Below are 14,560 nucleotides of genomic sequence, written 5' to 3' on the forward strand. Positions count from 1 at the left end.
CGCCCCTTTTCCTGTTTGCCCTCCACTCAGACGAGTGAGATGTCCGGTGCATCTTCCTGCTTCATGCCAACCGTATGGTAACCGGCATCGACATGGTGCGTTTCACCCGTGACACCAGCGGACAGATCAGACAGCAGATACAGAGCCGATCCGCCGACATCATCGATGGTGACATTGCGCCGCAGCGGCGAATTGAGTTCATTCCATTTCAGGATGATGCGGAAATCGCCAATGCCCGATGCCGCCAATGTCTTGATCGGCCCGGCAGATATGGCGTTGACGCGGATACCGGCGGGGCCAAAGTCATTAGCCAGATATTTGACGCTGGTTTCCAGCGCCGACTTGGCGACACCCATGACATTATAATGCGGCACAACCTTTTCGGCCCCATAATAGGACAGGGTGAGCATGGCACCGCCTCCCTTGCCGGTTTCCGGGTCAAAGGGCGTCATCATCGCGGCAGCTCGCTTGGCAACAGCGGTGAAGCTGAACACGGAAATGTTCATCGTCATCAGGAAATCATCGAGCGCGACGTCGCTGTACTTGCCGCGCAGCGCCTCCTTGTTGGTGTAGCCGATGGCATGGACAATGAAATCGATCGTCGGCCAGCGCCCGGCGAGCCGGGCAAATGCATCATCCAGCGCGGTTTCGGTGGACACATCACAATCGATCAGGAAATCGCAACCCAGTTGATCGGCCAGCGGTTTAACCCGCTTTTCCATCACCTCTCCCTGATAGCTGATCGCCAGCTCGGCGCCCTGTGCATGAAGGGCCTTGGCGATGCCCCAAGCCAGCGACTTGTCGTTGGCGAGGCCCATGATGAGGCCACGCTTGCCTGCCATCAATCCGCTCATACTGCACTCTTCCTTTGGTCTCGATCGTCCATCCGGCCGATCCGGTTCTGCTGCTCTTCCGGCGTTTCGGCGAGAGCGGCGTTCAATTCTGCCCCGATAACCACCCCAAGGCCGATGAGGTAGAAGAAAAACAACACAATCATCACGCCGGCAAGACTGCCATAGGTGAGGTCATAGCTGATCAGGCTGGCGAGCAGGGGCGGCAACGATACGGTGACCGCCATCCACCACAGGGTGGTGAACAATGCACCCGGCCATTTGGGAAAAGCCCGCCCGCGATATTGTTGAGGCGTCAGGGAGAGAAACAGGAGATACAGGGAAACGAACAGCCCGAAAGTCGAAACACCACGGGTAATCGCCACTTCGCCAAGGCCGGCGACATCCGCGGGCAGTACGCGTTGCATGAACTGTTCCACCGCAAGGGCGACGACCTGCAAACTGAATGACAGCAGGAGCAGCAACACTGCGGCGATGATCAGGCCGATCGAATAAAGGCGATAGTGCCAGAAGCTTTTCCGGGCGCGTGTTCCATAAGCGCGCCGCAGAATATCGCGGATCGTCTCTATCAGGCTGCCCACCGTCCACAGGCCGATCAGTGCGCCAAGCCACAGAAGGGGACCGGTACGCGCGGCCAGAACTTCGCGCACCGGTCCTTCCAGCGTGGCAGCGACCCCAGGTGGCATGACGGAAAGGATGACGCTGAGCGCGTGCAAGCCCTCATCCGTGCGGCCAAATGCACTCATCAGTGCGGTGGCGGTGATGAAGAAGGGAAAAAGGGCGATCAACGCCAGATAGGCAAGATTGCCGGCATGGATGAATCCATCGAAATAGGTACCGACCAACACCCGGCGGGCGACGTAAAATGGCCGGCTGCCCGGTGCGACGGCAGCATAGGAACGGCGCAACAGTCCAAGTCGGCCCTGGGCGGTGGCCGTACGCCGGGCCCGTTCCCGGCGAGCTTCGGGCGAATGGGGGGACCGGCCCTCTGCAACATATTCGCCGGCAACCTCTTCCTCCACCGCACGGGCAATTCTTTCAGCCCTGGGCAGCGATGTCCCGTCATCGCCCTGGATCGCCGTCACATCAGGCCGATCATCACCGCCCATCCGGGTCAAACACCCAAGGCGGCCCGGATATTGCGCCCGTCATCCCAGCTTTCGACAAAGGCAGCGAGAGCGGCATCGTCAGCTGGGACATCAACCAGCAGGCTGACCAACTGGTCACCCCGGGTGCCATCCTTGCGGGAAAAGCCCTTGCCCTTGAGCCGCAATACCTTGCCCGATGTCGAGCCCGGCGGGATGCCGAGCATGACGGGGCCATCGACCGTCGGCACCTTGACCTTTGCACCTTTGACCGCCTCAGCCAGCGAAACGGGGAGGTCGAGCCGGACATCGGCACCGTCGCGTCGGAAAAAAGCATGCGGCTTGATCTCGATGGTAACGATGGCATCGCCGCTGCCGCCAGGGCCCGGCTCACCGCGACCAGGCAGGCGCATCTGCGTTCCCGTTTCGACACCCTTGGGCAGTTTGAGATCGATCGTTTTGCCATCACCCAAAGTGATGCGTTGCGGAGCGAGCGTGGCAGCATCAGCAAAGCCGACCGAGAGACGATAATTGATGTTGGCACCACGCGGCGGCGGCGCCCGACGGGAGCGCCCGCCAAACAATTCCTCAAAGATACTGGAGGGATCACCCTCTGGCGCGAAGCCGCCGCGCTGTTGACCCCATGGCCCGCTCCCGCGAAAACCCTGCGCACCAAAGCCGCCAGCACCGAAACCGGCGCCAGCCCCTGCAAAGGGATTGGCGGGATTGCCATCCGCGTCAATTTCACCCCGGTCAAAGCGGGCGCGTTTTTCCGCATCGCCCAAAATGTCATAGGCCTGCGTCACTTCGGAAAAGCGAGCGGCCGCCTTTGGATTATCCTTGTTGGCATCAGGATGCAGTTCCTTTGCCAGCTTGCGATAAGCCTTCTTGATATCCGCCTCGCTCGCGGAGCGCGGCACGCCAAGCAGGGTGTAAGGGTCAACAGCCATTGCACATAGCTAGGCGTGCTCCGGCGCGGCGGCAAGGCTTGGCATCAGGGACAGGCTATTGTTTTTCCGTAACGGCAAGCAAGGTGACGGTGTTCCAACCCTTCCATCGCCCCTCGACCGCCGCCCTGCCGCACGCTAGGGAACGCCATATGAACGACAATCCCATCACCTTGTTCGGTCAATGGCTGGAAGAAGCCAAGGCGAGCGAACCCAATGATCCCGAAGCGATGGCCGTGGCGACGATCGATGCCGATGGGCAGCCATCGGTGCGGATGGTCCTGCTGAAGGATTATGATGCCAGTGGCTTTGTCTTTTACACCAACCAGCAGAGCCGCAAGGGTGAGGCGCTGACGGCAAATCCGCGCGCGGCCTTGCTGTTCCACTGGAAGAGCCTGCGACGGCAGGTCCGCATCGAGGGGGCGGTTTCGACCGTCAGTGATGAGGAGGCCGACGCCTATTTCGCCAGCCGATCCCGGGATTCACAACTCGGTGCCTGGGCATCCGACCAATCACGGCCTCTGCCTTCCCGTGCGCATTTCATGAAGCGTGTTGCCGAGGCTGGCATCAAGTTTGGCGTCAGCGCGGTGACGCGGCCTCCCCATTGGTCAGGCTATCGTGTCAGCCCGGAGCGCATCGAATTGTGGCAGGACAGACCTTTCCGCCTGCATGAACGCCGCCTTTTCACGCCCGATGGTGTGGGTGGGTGGACCGAAGGATTGCTGTACCCGTGAGCGGTGAGCCGCTTTCCGCTGCGGACCGCGGCAGCCTGACGACCAAGGCAGCCATCGCAAGCCTGTGCGTAGCCGCCCTGCTGGTCGGCATGAAGGCGTGGGCGGCCTGGACCACAGGCTCGACCGCAATGCTTGGCTCGCTCGCAGACACCGCGCTCGATCTCCTCGCCTCGGTCATCACGCTGATCGGGGTCCGCGTAGCCTCCCGTCCCGCCGACGACGACCATCGCTTTGGTCATGGCAAGGCCGAAGCCGTGGTCGCGCTTTTCCAGGTAGTGATCATCAGCGTATCGGCACTGGGCATCGGCTGGCGTGCGATCGAGCGATTGCGCAGCGGTGCTGTGACAACCGAAGCCGAATCCGGCATTGCCGTATCGGCGATCGCGATCCTCGCCACACTGGCGCTGATCACTTACCAGCGGATGGTGGTGCGGCGCACCGGTTCGGTGGCGATCAAGGCTGACAGCCTGCACTATTCGTCAGATCTGGCCCTCAACAGTGCAGTGATTGTCGCACTGCTGCTGGAAAGCAAGGCCGGCCTGCACGGCGCCGACCCCCTGTTCGGCGTGTTGATCGCCGGATGGCTGCTTTATGGCGCCGGGACAACGGCCAGCCATGTCCTCGAGCAGTTGATGGACAAGGAATGGCCAGCGGAGCGTAAGAAGCAATTCATCGAAGTGGTTATGCGTATCCCCGAGGCAGCTGGCATCCATGATCTGCGCACCCGGACCAGCGGCGCCCATGAATTTGCGCAGTTTCATCTGTGGATGGATGGCAAGCTGACGCTGACCGAGGTTCATGCGGTCATGGACCGGGTCGAAGCGGAACTGGCCAAAGAGTTTCCCGGAGTCGAGATCCTGATCCACCCTGACCCAGAGGGGCATAAGGACGAGTTGGGCTATACGCCTTCGGAATCAGTCACCTGACGCGATCTACAAGGCCGTAGTCAGGCGTCGCAGCGCTTCGCGGACAGCCGGCAATTGTTCGTCATCTGTTGAAATACCGAGTCGCACGATGGTGAGGCTGTCGCCTGGCGATACAATGATGAACTGCCCCTGATGGCCAAGGCAGGCGAACAAGTCTGCGGGTCCCTGCCCTGGCCAGAGCGCGACATCGCCATTGGGCTGGGCATGATTGAGCCAGATATGACCACCATAGCCCCGGTTGGCCGGTGACGGGGTCAACATGAAATCGATCCAGCGTTCCGACACGAGGCGCACACCATCAGCGGTCTGCCCCCTGCGACGAAGGAATTCGCCGAATCGGGCGTAATCGCGCGCGGTCGCATGCATGATCGAGCCGCCGATCATCGTCCCGTTCGCATCGAATTCCGGTGTCAGGCTGCGCATGCCGAGCGGGCCGGCCAACCTGCCGTCAATGAAGTTGAGCACGGCCTGCTGCCGAACCTCAGGCACCTTGCTGTCCGTCAGAGCGCGAGCGATAATGTCCGAAAGGATGACACTGGTCGCAGTCGAATAGTTGAACTGTTCCCCGGGGGCGGCGATGGGCGGCTTGGCCTCGGCAAATCCGGCCATATCCTGTGCGCCATCGCCGAACAGCATGGCAACCGTATCCGCCTCCCAAGCCTGTTCGGCGACTTCCACATGTTCGAGGCCCGATGCCATATTCAGCAATTGCCGCAGGGTAATCGTCCCGCGGGGATCGCCGGGACGCTGCCACGCAGGCACCGGTGCCGGATCATCGAGCACCAGGCGCCCGTCCGAGACGAGAATGCCGATCAGGACCGCGGTAATCGACTTAGCCATAGACCAACTGACAAGCTTGCTGTCGGGGCCATAGCCCGGTCCATAGGCTTCATAGACCGGCACGCCATTGCGCAATACCAGCAGGGCGCGTGTCTCGCCCATCGTCCCGCGATCGTCAAACAATTCGTCAATCACCAATCGGGCCGGTTGACCAAGCTGACCGGGGACGATCACCTGCCGCTGCCCATCGCCTGCCTCAACCTTCGCGGCCGGCGCAGGGTCAGCACCGTCACTGCATCCCGCCAACAGGGGCGGCACCATCCCGCACAGCATCAGTGCGGCAGTGAGACTTGCGAAGCGGGACGTTTTGAGGTTCATGACACATATGACTAGCCCAGCCAGCCCGTCCAACTCAATGCCCCCGCCGTCCCGAGGCCCGATAGCCCGGTGGAAGCTGGTGACGGCCGGTCTCGCGCTGGTGTTGCTTGGCTATGCCATCTGGCAATGGCCGACCTGGAACGCGCTGGCGGAAACGGGTGCGGCCTATGGCGCCCGCATGGGCTGTTCTTGCGCCTTTGTGCAGGGCCGCGAGGCGGGGCTGTGCGAGGATGATTTCGAACCCGGCATGGAACTGGTCAGCCTGAGCATCGATGAGGAAGAAAAGACCGCGACAGCCAGCGTGCCCCTTCTCGCCAGCCGCACCGCCACATACGCTGGCGCGACAGGATGCCTGCTCGACACCGACTAACCCTGGAAAGCGCTGGCCGTTTCCTCGATCCAGCCGCCAGCCACCACACGATCGTCCGCATAGAGCACTGCGGCCTGGCCGGGGCTGACGCCATATTCAGGAGTGTCGAAAACAAGCCTGTCACCGTCGAGGCGGGCAGGGGCAGGCTTCGCCATGGAGCGAACCTTGGCCGTCAGCGGGCCGAGGGCGCCCCATTCCTCCGCCGTGGCAAGGCGGTTGATGCCGGAAAGGCGGGCGCTGCTGACAGCGAGGGCGGCACGGGGGCCGACGATGACTTCATTCTTTGCCGCGTCGATCCGCACGACATAAAGCGGCTCGGCCATGCCGCCGATTTCGAGGCCACGCCTCTGACCGACGGTATAATGGATGATGCCGCGATGGCGGCCGAGCTCGCGTCCTTCGAGATCGACAATCGCCCCTTCGTGCACCGCACCAGGGCGCACCTTGGTAACGATGCCTGCATAATCACCATCGGGGACGAAGCAGATGTCTTGGCTGTCGGGTTTTGCCGCGACACCGAGACCGAGGCTGGAGGCGATGGCGCGCACGTCGGCCTTAGGCATACCGCCGAGCGGAAAACGGAGGAATTCGAGCTGAGCGCGAGTAGTGGCGAACAGGAAATAGCTTTGGTCCCGGGCCGGATCGATGGCACGATGCATCTCTGCCCCCTGCGCACCCTCGACACGACGGACATAATGGCCAGTGGCGAGACAATCGGCACCAAGATCGCGAGCAATGGCAAACAGGTCGGTGAATTTCGGTCCCATGTTGCAGCGAACGCAGGGGATAGGGGTTCGCCCGGCGAGATATTCGTCGGCGAACTGTTCTACTACCGATTGGCGGAAAGCGCTTTCATGGTCGATGACATGGTGGGCAAAACCGAGCCGGTCGGCAACGGCGGCGGCATCGCGAATGTCCTGCCCGGCGCAACAGGCCCCCTTGCGGCCGACCGCTTCGCCATGATCGTAAAGGCGCAGCGTCACGCCGATCACTTCCGCGCCACTTTTTAGTGCCAAAGCGGCAGTAACACTGCTGTCCACACCACCTGACATGGCGACAACAATGCGCCGAGCCGACAGGGGCTCGGGCAGCTGAAAATTGCCTGAAATGGCGGAAGTCAGGGATTCTGCGAAAGTCATGGTCCCGGTCCCATAGCCGCTGCCGACCCGGCTGGCAAAGAGTCCCGAAACGAAACGGCTTCTGCAACCGCTAACAATGAATGAATCCAGATTTTACCGGGCTTTAGCGAAGTGAGCCTTAGGGCGATGTCCATGGAAATCACCGTTCAACCCCATGGTCAGGATGCCGGCGTTCGCTCGGTCAACCAGGTCGGCTTTGATATGCTCAGAAGCGTTTTTGCCGCACGGCAAGCCAGCACCGCAACGGTGCGGGCTCTGTCTTCGGTTCAGGCTTCGGACACACAAGCCAGCCTGTCTTCGGATAGCGAAAGCCCGTCAAGCCTGGCCTTGCTTACCGGTCGCCGGCCGGCAGGCGGCGGACCGTTGGGCGGTGCCTTTGCCGATCATTCCGGCAAAGGCCATCCGGTTGCCATTCAAGGTGATTTGAATGGGTAACCGGCCCATTAACCAACGCGTTTCAGCCTATCTTCAGGCCGGCTGTCTATATCAGGACAGGATTCAGGGACCAATGATCCTTCCCGTTTCCCATCAGAGGTTCGCATGAAAGAAAATCAGACCATCCGTCCTGATCGAGTGATTGGTCCGCTGGGCGAACCGCTTACGCTGGATTCGCTTCCGCCGCCGCACACCACACGCTGGGTTGTGCGCCGCAAGGCCGAAGTTGTGGCAGCCGTCAGCGGTGGCCTGCTGAGTGTCGACGAAGCCTGTCAGCGCTACAGCCTGACGCTCGAGGAATTCGCCGGATGGCAACGCGCCATTGACCGTGCCGGCATGCCCGGTCTGCGCGTAACACGCATCCGCCAGTATCGCGACCTTTACGAGCGCCAACAGCGCTTTTGAAAGTTGCCAAACAGTTTCGGCCCAGGCCGGAATCGACAGACTTGCCGCCGTCCGATCCTGATCCTTCACGGGAACAGGAACGGGCGGCGGTCTTATTTTCAGCACTGTTGCAGCGTCCTTGCGCGTGGCCGTACCCGATAAGGCAAAGATTCCAGATGATTGCGTGATTCACCTTGTCGATCAGCAGCAATGATGGTCCAGTCGCCGCTTTCCGCGGGCGCTTCAATCTGCGCCCAGTTAAAGGAGCGGATGACATGGGTGGATTCATTGTTGCGGTGATCGTCGGTGGCCTGATTGGCTGGATCGCCAGCAAAATTATGCGGACTGACGCCGAACAGGGCATTTTCCTCAACATCGTCGTGGGTTGTATCGGATCGATGATCGGCAAGTTCATTGCGGGCCAGGTCTTTGGCCTGGCAGGAACTGGCCTGCGGGACGGCCTGGACATACCCTCACTGGCTGTGGCGCTGGCCGGAGCGATAGTGCTGCTCGGCATCGTCAACCTGATTCGCAAGGGCAAGGTGCGCTAGCAGGCCAGAACGGGCCTGCGACAAATGGAGTCGGGTGGCCTTGCCATCATTCAGCGGCCCCATGCAGCCGCATGTCCTGCTTGGATTGACAGGTTGAAAGTGGCATAGGCGACTCCACCTAAGCGCCAAGAGCCGCCGCTTGCTTCCGGTGACTTATTGTTATAATACAGCCAAACTCTCCCCCTGACAGGCTTCGTGCCTGTTCGCAAAGGCAACAGGACAACGCCGCCATGAATTTCGAGACCCGGTCGATTGATGTGCCGAATGAGGCCGGAGGCCAAGGTCTGTGGGCGGGCAATGGCGACAGTCAGCGCAATCGCAAGCGGATCATCGCCGCAGTGGTTATTGCATTGGCAGCGCTGGCAGTGGGCTGGGCCATATGGGGCGGAAGCTCTCCCGAAACGGCGACCGGTACCGAAGCGAAAGCCAGTGCCGTTCCGACAGTCACGGTCATCGTACCTGGGCGCAGCGCCGTTGAACGGGTGATCACTGCCAATGGCACCCTGGCTGCCCGCCGCGAAATGCCGGTGGGCGTCGCCGGTGAAGGCGGGCAGGTCGTCAGGGTATTGGTCGAACCGGGCCAGTGGGTCGGCGCCGGTCAGGTGCTGGCAACAATCGATCGTTCAGTGCAGATCCAGCAGATAGAGCAACTGGCCGCGCAGATCCGGGTGGCAGAGGCGGATGCCCGCTTGGCCCAGGCCGAGCTTGACCGAGCACAGGCCCTGATCAGCCGAGGGTTCATTTCCAACTCTGACCTTGACCGCCGGACTGCCTCACGCGACGCAGCTGTAGCCCGCGTCAGGGTGACCAGCGCCCAGTTGGCGGAGGCACGTGCACGCACCGGGCGGCTGGACATTCGCGCGCCCGCCGCCGGTCTGGTCCTGACCCGCGGCGTCGAACCGGGACAAATTGTCAGCCCGGGCAGCGGCGTGCTGTTCCGAATTGCCCGTGGTGGCGAAATGGAATTGCTTGCCCGGATCGGCGAGGCAGAGTTGACGGCGCTCTCAACCGGGGTCACTGCGAGAGTTACCCCGGTCGGGTCAGACAGCAGCTTCACCGGTCAAATCTGGCAAATTTCGCCTGTGATCGACCCGCAATCGCGCCAGGGAACAGCGCGCATTGCGCTCGCTTACTCCCCGGCGCTCCGTCCCGGCGGTTTTGCCGAGGCCAGCATCGTCGCAGGGCAGGCGCAAGCCCCCCAATTGCCCGAATCTTCGGTGCTGACCGATGATCAGGGCCAATATGTCTATGTGGTGGGCAACGACAATAAGGTCCGCCGGCGCGTGGTCACCGTCGGCCCGATCAGCCAGTCGGGCGTGCCAGTGCTGAGCGGCCTTTCCGGACAGGAGCGAGTGGTTTTGAGCGCCGGCGCATTCCTGAGCGATGGTGACGAGATCAAGCCGGTGGTGCGGCGCCCGGCCGCGACAGCCGCCCCTGCCCCGTCAGCGGCGCGTTGACCAGCTGAGAGGAAAGGGGAATCCCCATGGATTTCAGCAAGATTTCAGCCTGGTGCATTCGCAATCCGGTGCCCCCGCTGGTGCTGTTTGTCGCGCTACTGTTTGCCGGCGTGCTCTCGTTCAACCGGATGAGCGTCAACGATTCTCCCGATGTTGATTTTCCTGCGGCGCAGATCGTCATTGCGCAGCCAGGCGCAGCCCCGAGCGAGATGGAGACGCAGGTCACCATCCTGGTAGAGGCGGCCGTGCGTGGGGTGAATGGTATTGAGGAAATCAACTCCTCGGTGCGCGAAGGCTCTTCCTCCACTTTTGTCCAATTCGCGATTGGCACGCCCATTGACCGCGCGGTCAATGACATACGTGACGCCATATCGAACATCCGCGGCGACCTACCCGAGGGGATCCTCGAACCCCAGGTGGCGCGTGTTGATGTCACCGGCGGCGCGCTGGCATATTATTCAGCCGAAGCCACCGACATGACGCTGGAAGAGCTCAGCTGGTATGTCGACAATACCGTGGCCAAGCGAATCCGGGCCATTCCAGGCGTCGCCGCAGTTGAGCGGGGCGGTGGCGTCGACCGCGAGATAAGGGTGATATTGAACCCCGCAGAGTTGCAATCACAGGGGCTGACCGCTTCCCAGGTCAATGCCCAGCTCCGCCAGCTCAACATCAATGCAGCCGGAGGCCGTGCAGAGATTGGCGGCACCGAGCAATCGGTTCGCGTCTTGGGCAATGCGGCCGACGCCTATGCCCTGTCCCAGATGGACATCGCGGTGGGCAACCGCACGATCAAACTGGCCGACATCGCCGATGTCCGCGACGGTTATGCCGAACAACGCACACGCTCGCTCATGGACGGGCGGGAAGTGCTCAGCTTTGGCATCACCCGTGCCAAGGGGGCATCCGACGTCGAGGTCTATGACGAGGTGCAGCAAGTCCTCAACGACCTGCGCGAGAAGAACCCCAAAGTCAGCTACCGTGAGTTGTTCACCAGCGTCAACTATACCAAGGACCAGTTCAAATCCGCCATGCGGGCGATGATCGAAGGCGCCATCCTCGCCGTGATCGTCGTCTTCTGGTTCCTGCGGGACTGGCGCGCGACGATCATCAGCGCCATTGCCATCCCCCTCTCCGCCATCCCTGCCTTTTTCTTCATGGACCTGTTGGGCTTTTCGCTCAACTTCCTGTCGCTGTTGGCCCTCAGTCTGGTGGCCGGTGTGCTGGTCGATGACGCAATCGTGGAAATCGAGAATATCGTCCGTCATATGCGCATGGGCAAAACCGCCTATCAGGCATCAATCGACGCCGCCGACGAGATTGGCCTGGCCGTGCTCGCGACGACCATGTCGATCGTCGCGGTCTTCCTGCCGGTCGGATTCATGCCCGGATTTTCAGGCCAATTCTTCAAAAATTTCGGCTTTACCGTCGTTGCGGCCGTGCTCGTTTCACTGGCGGTCGCGCGCATGATTACGCCCATGCTAGCGGCCTATTTCCTGAAAAGTCACGGCAGCGCGAGCCATGGCGAAGGGCGTGCCATGGATTGGTACACATCGACCCTGCGCTGGACGCTGATCAACCGGTGGAAGACGATGGGTGTGGGCATTCTGGCCCTTGTAATGACGGTGCTGACCTTTTCCGGCGTTCCCGGCCTGATCAAGCCGATCCCCTTTGCCTTCCAGCCGCCGCAAGACAATGATTTCAGTCAGATCCGTATCATAATGACGCCGGGAACGACGCTGCAGCAAACCGAACAGGTTACCCGTCGCGTCTATGACATGATCAGCAAGGCCCCGGATGTGAAGTCAGCCTTTGCCGACATCAACGTCGGCAACGCCAACATCTTCCTGACTCTCAAGGACGACCGCTCGATGAAGAGCGTGGAGTTTGAGCGCAGCTGGGCAGATCGTCTCAACGCCGTGCCGGACGCCCGGGTCAGTTTCCAGTCCCAGTCCCAAGGCGGACCGGGCAACACCGGACGCGATATCACCATCACCTTGGGCGGTGACAATAGCGACGTGCTCAATGCCACAGCATCGCAGATTGTCACCGAAATGCAGCAGCGCTTGTCTGACAAGCTGGTTGCACCGCGCACAAACGCCGACATGAAGCGACCGGAGCTGGTTATAACACCGCGCCGCCAGCTGGCGTCTGATCTCGGCGTTTCAACCGCCGCGATGAGCCAGGCGATCCGCATCGCCACTTTGGGCGAAATTGAACAGAATGCCGCCAAATTTTCACTGAACGACCGGCAAATTCCGATTGCCGTCCAACTGGGTGAGGATTCGCGCCGCAGCATCGCCAATATCGAAAATCTGCCGGTCCCAACCTCAAATGGCGGCTCCGTCCCTCTCAAGCTCGTCGCCGACATCCGTTTTGGCGCCGGTCCAGTGTCGATTCAGCGCACTAATCAGACACGTCGTGTCAGTCTGGGAGCCGACCTCGCCCCTGGCCTCGTCAGCGGCGACGTGATGCCATTGATCGAAGAATTGCCGACAATGAAGAATTTGCCGCAGGGCGTGACCCGACTGACTCTGGGCGAGGCCAAATGGCAGGCGGAATTGTTGGTCAATTTCATCATTGCGCTCGTCACCGGTATCCTTTTGGTGTTCGCCACTCTGGTACTGCTCTACAAGCGGCTGCTGCCACCGTTGGTCAACATGGGTTCGTTGGCGCTCGCTCCGCTCGGCGGCGCCATCGCGCTGAGACTGACCGGTGATGCCGTATCGATGCCGGTGCTTATCGGCATGCTGCTGCTATTTGGCATTGTCGCGAAAAACTCGATCCTGCTGGTCGACTTCGCATTGGAGGAAATGTCAAAGGGCATCGACAAGTTCGAAGCCATTCTTGATGCCGGTCACAAGCGCGCCCAGCCGATTGTCATGACCACCGTGGCAATGGTCGCCGGCATGATCCCGGTTGCCCTGAGCCTCGATGGTGACGGCAGTTTCCGAGCACCAATGGGCATCACCGTGATCGGTGGCCTGATCATCTCCACCCTGCTGACCTTGCTTATTGTTCCTGCGGGATTCAGTCTGGCGATCGGCGCGGAACAGCGGCTCGGGCCTTGGCTGCGGCGCAAACTGCTGACCTATCGCCCTGGCGATGAGGATCGGCCCGTTTCGCCGCAACCGGCGGAGTGAGGGTGACGGGCACGCGAGCAGCGTCAATGGCATTGCAACCGCAGGGCAACTGGATGAGTGAGGGGCGGTGAGCCGTCGTCCTGCCCTGCCCCAAACACCCGCCATCCGCATTGATCGCGGTGGAATGGCTCTGGGTTTCGGCAATCCGGGCCATGACATCAGGCGCATTGCCACTGGCCTGTTGGTGTTCATGGCGGCCCTCTTTCTGCTCACCCACTGGTATCGGGACATGCATCCCGCCATCGGTTTCATTCGCGCCTTCGCAGAAGCAGCAATGGTCGGCGGTCTGGCCGACTGGTTTGCGGTTACCGCCCTGTTCCGCCATCCGCTGGGGTTGCCTATCCCCCACACCGCCATTGTACCGCGCAACAAGGACCGGATCGGCGAAACGCTGGCGCAATTCATCCGGGGCAATTTCCTCGTGCCGCGCATCATTGCGCTGAGGATGCGGCGCATCGACATTGCAGGCGCGGTAGGCCGGTTCCTGACCGACCCCAGCCTGTCCCAAGGCCGGATGAAATCGGGCGCCGGACGGCTGATCGCCGACGTCATCGCTGCGCTCGACCAAGACCGGCTAGGCGGCATGGTCAAAAGCGCGCTGGCCGACCGTTTACGGCAGCTGGATATCGCCCCGTTGCTTGGTCAGGCCTTGACCGCGGCCATGGCCGATGGCCGGCATCAACCGCTGCTTGACGGATTTGTTGGTTGGGCGGCCAAAACGCTCGACGCCAACGCCCATCTGATCCGCGAGATGGTGCATGAGCGCGCCAACGCCCTCGTCCGGCTTACCGGCATAGACGAAACCATTGCCAATTCGATCATCAATGGGCTGCACAAACTGTTGGAAGACATGGCAAGTGACCCCGACCACCCATTGCGTGAAAGGGTCGAGGAAGGCCTCACCAAGCTCGCCAACGATTTGCAGCATGACCCGTTGATGCAGGCGCGGGTTGACAAGGTGCGCGACGAGATTCTGGAAAATCCGGCTGTCAAACGTTGGCTGGATGGACTCTGGGAACAGGGCCGGGGAGCACTGCTCAAGGCAGCACGCCATCCTGAGTCGGCGCTGGCCGGGCGACTGGGGGAAGCCATGCAACAATTGGGCGGCACCCTGATCGAGGACCGGACCCTGCGCGCCATGATCAACCGCTTCGCCCGGCGCGCAGTAGTTGGCGCGGTGGACAGCTATGGCGACACCGCAGTGCGCCTGATCTCCGACACTGTCCGCGGATGGGATGCCGATACCGTCACCGGCCGGCTCGAAAATGCGGTGGGACGCGACCTGCAATATATCCGGATCAACGGCACATTGGTTGGCGGGTTGGTCGGTGTGTTGATCCACACTATCGAAGTCGCGCTGTAGCTCCGATGCGGGCAAGCCGA

The 14,560-nt window shown here is 61.4% G+C and carries 14 protein-coding genes; 9 read left to right on the forward strand and 5 right to left on the reverse strand.

Annotated features, from left to right (window positions below; all coding sequences use genetic code 11):
* Nucleotides 1-26 precede the first annotated feature (26 nt).
* From GV829_RS02620 to GV829_RS02630, 3 genes are read right to left on the reverse strand one after another with little or no spacing between them, the layout of a single operon-like run.
* Nucleotides 27-854 (reverse strand): SDR family oxidoreductase, encoded by an 828-nt coding sequence (locus GV829_RS02620; protein ID WP_169943698.1) that lies wholly within the window; start codon nt 852-854, stop codon nt 27-29.
* Nucleotides 851-1,960, reverse strand: a complete 1,110-nt coding sequence (locus tag GV829_RS02625) for a YihY/virulence factor BrkB family protein (RefSeq protein ID WP_169943699.1) — start codon at nt 1,958-1,960, stop codon at nt 851-853. Before GV829_RS02625 ends, GV829_RS02620 begins: the two co-directional genes overlap by 4 nt.
* A 5-nt stretch (nt 1,961-1,965) precedes the next feature.
* Nucleotides 1,966-2,886 (reverse strand): DnaJ C-terminal domain-containing protein, encoded by a 921-nt coding sequence (locus GV829_RS02630; protein WP_169943700.1) that lies wholly within the window; start codon nt 2,884-2,886, stop codon nt 1,966-1,968.
* Between the two features lie 149 nt (nt 2,887-3,035).
* Here GV829_RS02630 and pdxH point away from each other — a divergent pair, with 149 nt between their 5' ends.
* A complete protein-coding gene (pdxH, locus tag GV829_RS02635) occupies nt 3,036-3,617 on the forward strand; it encodes a pyridoxamine 5'-phosphate oxidase (RefSeq protein WP_169943701.1) in 582 nt (193 codons plus the stop codon).
* Nucleotides 3,614-4,543, forward strand: a complete 930-nt coding sequence (locus GV829_RS02640; RefSeq protein WP_246202976.1) for a cation diffusion facilitator family transporter — start codon at nt 3,614-3,616, stop codon at nt 4,541-4,543. The genes pdxH and GV829_RS02640 overlap by 4 nt, the downstream gene beginning before the upstream one ends.
* A 6-nt stretch (nt 4,544-4,549) precedes the next feature.
* On the opposite strand, the gene GV829_RS02645 is transcribed toward GV829_RS02640, so the two are convergent.
* Nucleotides 4,550-5,701: a serine hydrolase domain-containing protein gene (locus GV829_RS02645; RefSeq protein ID WP_246202977.1), complete on the reverse strand. Its 1,152-nt coding sequence runs from the start codon at nt 5,699-5,701 to the stop codon at nt 4,550-4,552.
* Between the two features lie 7 nt (nt 5,702-5,708).
* Between GV829_RS02645 and GV829_RS02650 the strand changes: the two genes are divergently transcribed.
* Entirely contained in the window at nt 5,709-6,071 is a 363-nt protein-coding gene (locus GV829_RS02650) for a hypothetical protein (RefSeq protein ID WP_169943702.1), read from the forward strand.
* On the opposite strand, the gene mnmA is transcribed toward GV829_RS02650, so the two are convergent.
* Nucleotides 6,068-7,210, reverse strand: coding sequence for a tRNA 2-thiouridine(34) synthase MnmA (mnmA, locus tag GV829_RS02655; protein WP_169943703.1), 1,143 nt, complete (start codon nt 7,208-7,210; stop codon nt 6,068-6,070). The genes GV829_RS02650 and mnmA overlap by 4 nt on opposite strands.
* Before the next feature lie 132 nt (nt 7,211-7,342).
* On the opposite strand from mnmA, the gene GV829_RS02660 reads away from it, so the two are divergent.
* The 6 genes from GV829_RS02660 to GV829_RS02685 all read left to right on the forward strand — a co-directional run bounded on the left by GV829_RS02660 (nt 7,343) and on the right by GV829_RS02685 (nt 14,540).
* Nucleotides 7,343-7,645 carry a hypothetical protein gene (locus tag GV829_RS02660; protein WP_169943704.1) on the forward strand — a complete coding sequence of 101 codons (303 nt, stop codon included), beginning with the start codon at nt 7,343-7,345 and terminating at the stop codon, nt 7,643-7,645.
* A 105-nt stretch (nt 7,646-7,750) separates the two neighbouring features.
* Nucleotides 7,751-8,050 carry a CtrA inhibitor SciP gene (sciP, locus tag GV829_RS02665; RefSeq protein WP_169943705.1) on the forward strand — a complete coding sequence of 100 codons (300 nt, stop codon included), beginning with the start codon at nt 7,751-7,753 and terminating at the stop codon, nt 8,048-8,050.
* Nucleotides 8,051-8,304: 254 nt separating this feature from the next.
* A complete protein-coding gene (locus GV829_RS02670; protein ID WP_169943706.1) occupies nt 8,305-8,580 on the forward strand; it encodes a GlsB/YeaQ/YmgE family stress response membrane protein in 276 nt (91 codons plus the stop codon).
* A gap of 230 nt (nt 8,581-8,810) precedes the next feature.
* A complete protein-coding gene (locus tag GV829_RS02675; RefSeq protein ID WP_169943707.1) occupies nt 8,811-10,037 on the forward strand; it encodes an efflux RND transporter periplasmic adaptor subunit in 1,227 nt (408 codons plus the stop codon).
* Nucleotides 10,038-10,063: 26 nt separating this feature from the next.
* Entirely contained in the window at nt 10,064-13,177 is a 3,114-nt protein-coding gene (locus GV829_RS02680) for an efflux RND transporter permease subunit (RefSeq protein ID WP_169943708.1), read from the forward strand.
* Nucleotides 13,178-13,301: 124 nt separating this feature from the next.
* Nucleotides 13,302-14,540 (forward strand): DUF445 domain-containing protein, encoded by a 1,239-nt coding sequence (locus GV829_RS02685; RefSeq protein ID WP_169947861.1) that lies wholly within the window; start codon nt 13,302-13,304, stop codon nt 14,538-14,540.
* Nucleotides 14,541-14,560 lie beyond the last annotated feature (20 nt).

Origin of the sequence: Sphingomonas lacunae (genome assembly GCF_012979535.1) — a bacterium.
GTDB lineage: Bacteria > Pseudomonadota > Alphaproteobacteria > Sphingomonadales > Sphingomonadaceae > Sphingopyxis > Sphingopyxis lacunae.